General features: G+C 66.9%; 3 protein-coding genes. 2 read left to right on the top strand and 1 reads right to left on the bottom strand.

The features are described from left to right. Positions 1 to 729: 729 nt before the first annotated feature. Positions 730 to 2,013 (bottom strand): adenylosuccinate synthase, encoded by a 1,284-nt coding sequence (locus MJ783_RS10465; RefSeq protein WP_239310201.1) that lies wholly within the window; start codon positions 2,011 to 2,013, stop codon positions 730 to 732. 292 nt (positions 2,014 to 2,305) lie between these two features. Here MJ783_RS10465 and MJ783_RS10460 point away from each other — a divergent pair, with 292 nt between their 5' ends. Next, the gene (locus tag MJ783_RS10460; RefSeq protein WP_239310200.1) at positions 2,306 to 3,346 is read left to right on the top strand and encodes a hypothetical protein; all 1,041 of its coding nucleotides are present in this window, start codon (positions 2,306 to 2,308) and stop codon (positions 3,344 to 3,346) included. Positions 3,347 to 3,552: 206 nt separating this feature from the next. Then, on the top strand, positions 3,553 to 4,825 hold a 1,273-nt coding region (gene purD / locus MJ783_RS10455), incomplete at its 3' end, for a phosphoribosylamine--glycine ligase (protein WP_239310199.1).

The raw sequence follows: 4,825 nt of genomic DNA, 5'->3' as shown, positions 1-4,825 counted from the left end.
TTGCCGGTCGCTCTTACCGCCGGAGCCCCCAGCTGCCGCACTCCAGGTGTGCACCGCACGGCGATCGTCACGGACGCGAGCCGATCCGAGCCCGCGGAACGGGGCGTGGCGCCCAGACGGATCATGAATGATCAACAAAAAGTTGACCATCGACCAACTGGCCGTCAGTCAGTTGGTCGACAGCACGACCGCAGCCTTCTCAACGGGACCGGCCGAACAGCCCGGATCGGTGGCAGGCCGCAGCCTGCCCTTTGACGGGTATCCGAGTGCCGATGACGGGTATCGGAGCGCCGACCGTGGGCCACGATTACCCGCGGTCAGAGGCAGATGCTCGCTGGATCGCCCCAGGCGCGCGCGGAGCCGCGATCGCGCGCCCCGTGGCCTGCTGACTCGGCTCAGACGTCCTGCTTGCCCCGCCTGCGGAAGAGGAAACCGCCGCCAGCGATGGCGGCCAACAGGGCGATCAGCGCGAAACGCTTCATTGCGTACCTCCACGATGCGGACAAAAGGCGTTACAGAACATTCCAACACCGGCATCGCCCCTGGCGCATCGGCCATGGGACACACCAGCAATATCATCTTGACCAACGGACCGAACCACGCGGATCGGTGACGGACCAAGCCTGAGCATGCCATGCCCACCGCCAACGGGAGAGCAGGCAGGCCCGGATGCCGACCCATCATACGGACGCCGTTTCCCAGCCGCCGGGCAGCCCAACCGCGACGATCTCAAAGAAGATCACGAATAGCTATGGTCTGATCCCGGCCGGGGCCGACCCCAACCGCTGACACCGGCGCTCCGGCCAGCTCCTCAACGGCCTTCACGTAGTCGCGAGCGGCCCGCGGCAGCTGGTCGAAGGAGGTGGCTCCCGCAATGTTCTCACCCCAGCCCGGCAGCTCATCGTAAATGGGCCTGGCGTGGTGAAACTCGGTCTGCGTCATGGGCATGTCGTCGTGACGTACACCATGAACATCATATCCGACACAGATCGGAACTCGATCAAATCCAGACAAAACATCCAATTTGGTGAGAAAAATATCAGTCAGTCCGTTCACCCGTACGGCGTAGCGGGCGATGACAGCGTCGAACCAGCCGGTACGCCGCGCTCGACCGGTGGTCACACCAAACTCGCCGCCCACGGCACGGAGCTCATCGCCGACCTTGTCGGTGAGCTCTGTCGGAAACGGGCCAGCGCCGACCCGGGTCGTGTATGCCTTGCAGATACCGATCACCCGCGTGATCCGAGTCGGACCGATGCCCGAACCGGTCGCGGCCCCGCCCGCCGTCGGGTTCGACGAGGTGACAAACGGATAGGTTCCATGATCAACATCTAGCAGCGTACCCTGCGAGCCCTCAAGCAGGACAACCTTACCATCACGTAATGCCCGATCGAGGACAAGCCCGGTATCGACGATATGCGGCCCGAGCTGGCGAGCGTATCCGGCGTACTCCTCGACGATCGCATCCGCGTCGAGAGCCCGCCGATTATAGATCTTGGTCAGTATCTGGTTCTTCTCCCGCAGCGCCAGCTCCAGCTTGGCCCGGAAGATCCCGGGATCGAGCAGATCCTGGACGCGAATCCCGGTCCGGGCGATCTTGTCACCGTACGTCGGACCTATCCCGCGACCCGTCGTCCCGATCCGGGCCTTGCCAAGGTAACGCTCTGTAACCTTATCGAGCGCACGATGATGCGGCATGATCAAATGAGCGTCCGCACTGATCAGCAGGCGGGATACATCGATACCACGGGCGGTCAGCCCGTCCATCTCCTGGAGCAGGACCCCAGGATCGATCACAACACCGTTACCGATCACGGGCACACAGTCTGTCCGTAGCACACCGCTCGGAATCAGATGCAAAGCGTAGCTTTCCTCGCCGATGACAACTGTGTGTCCGGCGTTGTTACCGCCCTGGTAACGGACGACGAAGTCAACCGCCCCACCAAGGAGGTCAGTCGCTTTTCCCTTGCCTTCATCGCCCCACTGGGCGCCGATGAGCACGAGCGCGGGCACCGAGCGAGGTTACCTGGCCCGCCGGCCATGGAGTGCGGAAGGCCAGCGCACTCTGATATCGATCTAGCCCGACAAGGGAGAAGCCGCGCCTTCTCCAGACCTTCGCACGCTCCGTGGCACGCCAATCAGCCAGAAAAAGAATCATGGTTCTTTCGGCTTCCGGCGACCTAGGAAGATCCAGAAGAGACTCAAAAAAGATCATCATGCAGGGCGCCCCAGGGCACCCGAGGTGCGCGGGGGGACATACTTGATCGTCTAAAAGAAAGTCCTACTTGCATTACCAAGAGTTACTGTGGAGGCTGTTCTGGTAACAGGAGTAGTCGATCGGGACGGGGGTGTCACGGTGGCCGCTGTCACCGCCCGGTCCGTGCCTGCCGAAGGCTCCGGCCAGAGCACCGGCACGGCGGACGACCTGGCATCGGAGAGCGCTTCCGCCAACCGACGGCGACACGAACAAACGATCAGCAGGGAGCCGTCGGTCCCTTCGCCGCATCCGTCCAACAGATCCCTATCAGCACAGCCGGTCCAGCCGCCAACGCCGGCCGGGGACCCGCCTGGGAGAGGCCTGACCACACTGAATCTGCCCAATACCCCCCTGCCGCCAGCGCTGCGGCAACCCGACGGGGACGGCTCACCGGACAGCTCGCCACCCGTCGCGGCCGCGTCAGCCGACCCCCGGCCCGACAGCCTGGTCGGTCCGCTCACGGTTCACTGGACACCGGCACTGCGCACCAATCTCGTTCGCCAGTCGCAGGCAGCGAGCCCGGTTGTCGGTATACGGGCCTGGCCAGTCGGCTTCTCGCCCATCGGCGACCTGCTTCCCGCCACGCTGCCCGAGGTGCTCAACCGCGGCAGCCATGCGGTGCGCAGCGCCAAGCAGGTCGAGGAGCAGCGCAAGGAACGCGCGGACGCCATCGCCAACTACGCGGTCGCGCAGATTGCCGAGTTCCTCGCCATCTGCGCGGCCGAGGAGCTTGCCCCGACCTTCGCGATCCGAGTGATCGCGGACCAGGAACCGGATCCACCCGCCGACGGGACGCCTCGACGCGGGCGGCGCGCCCAGCCACGAGCCTGGCCGATACTCCACTGGCGCAATCAGAGTTTCCCGTATACCGGCCGATCCCTGCACCTGTTCGTGGACTCCGCCGGGCGGACCTTCGAAAGCCGCGAGGATCCCGGGCCACGGGCCGTCCTCGGTCGCGAGGTCCGGGTGTGGCCGGTGGACCTCCACACGGTCATCGGGGCCATGGCGGAAGTCGACGCCCGGCGCTGCGCGCACCAGCTCGTCTACGCCATGGCGCACCTGCTCTGGAATGCCGGCATCAGCCTGTAAGCGCCAGCTCCGTAACCGCCAGCTCCGCAACCGCCAGCTTCGCCCGCAAGTCCGGATAGCGCGGTCGGCACGGGCGCTACCCTGTACCGCGTGCCCTCCCCCACCGACCGCGACGACCGCGACGCGGGCGCCGTGACCGGAGACGAGTCCGGACGCTGCGCGCTGGCAGCCCGCCGCCGGCAGACCAGGCCGGCACGGGTGGCGAGGTGAAGATCCTCGTCGTCGGTTCGGGCGGCCGGGAACACGCGCTGTGCCGAGCGCTGGCGCGTGACCCGGCGGTGGGCTCGTTGGTCTGCGCCCCCGGTAACGCCGGCACCGCCGAGCTGGCACAACCGCATCCGCTCGATGTCACGGACCCGGACGCAGTGGCCGACCTGGCCGAAGCCGTCCAGGCGGAGCTGACCATCATCGGCCCGGAGATCCCCCTGGTTGCCGGCGCGGCCGACAAGCTGCGGGCCAGCGGCCAACGCTGCTTCGGGCCGACCGCCGCGGCCGCGCGGCTGGAGGGCAGCAAAGCCTTCGCCAAGAACGTGATGCGCGCGGCCGGCGTTCCCACCGCATCATCACGTGATCACACCGAGGTCGAGCCAGCCCTCGCCGATCTCGACGAGTTCGGCCCGCCATACGTCGTCAAGTACGACGGTCTCGCCGCGGGCAAGGGCGTCACCGTCACCGCTGACCGGCAGGCCGCGGTCCGCGCGGTGCACGCCTGCCTGCGCAATCCGGGCGACCGGGTCGTGATCGAGGAGTATCTGGACGGACCAGAGGTCTCCCTGTTCGCGATCGTGACCGAAGCCGGAGCCGTCATTCCCCTGCTGCCCGCCCAGGACCACAAGCGGGTCGGGGACGGCGACGCCGGACCGAACACCGGCGGGATGGGCGCATATGCGCCGCTTCCGTGGGTACCGCACGGCTTGTCCACCCAGGTCGTCCAGACGGTTATCCAGCCCACCGTGGACGAGATGGCGCGCCGCGGCACCCCCTTCCACGGCCTTCTCTACGCCGGTCTCGCCCTGACCTCCCGCGGTGTACGGGTGATCGAGTTCAACGTCAGGTTCGGGGACCCCGAGATACAGGCGATCCTGGCCCTGCTGTCCAGCCCACTGACCGGCGTCCTGACCGGGCAGCAGGCACCGGTGTGGCGGTCCGGCGCCGCGGTCACGGTCGTCGTCGCGGCGGCCGGCTATCCGCGGGCGCCGAGAGTCGGTGATCCGATCAGTGGTCTTGCCGCCGCCAGTGCCCTCACCGGCGTGGACATCCTGCATGCCGGAACCCGCCGGGACACCGATGGCAGAATCGTGTCGTCCGGCGGGCGCGTGCTGTGCGTCACCGCGATCGGCTCGCATCTGGAGGCCGCGAGAGGATCAGCCTACGAAGCCGTCAGCCGCATCTCCCTGGCCGGCGCACACTACCGGACCGACATCGGGGACCCGGGCCGGTTGGGCTACTCCGGGCCTCCGGCCGTGCGACCCACATCAT

The sequence above is a fragment of the Protofrankia sp. Cj3 genome (genome assembly GCF_917627355.1).
Taxonomy (GTDB): Bacteria; Actinomycetota; Actinomycetes; order Frankiales; family Frankiaceae; genus Protofrankia.
The sequence above is the reverse complement of the archived record's forward strand: the minus strand, read 5'-3'. Positions and strand labels throughout refer to the sequence as shown.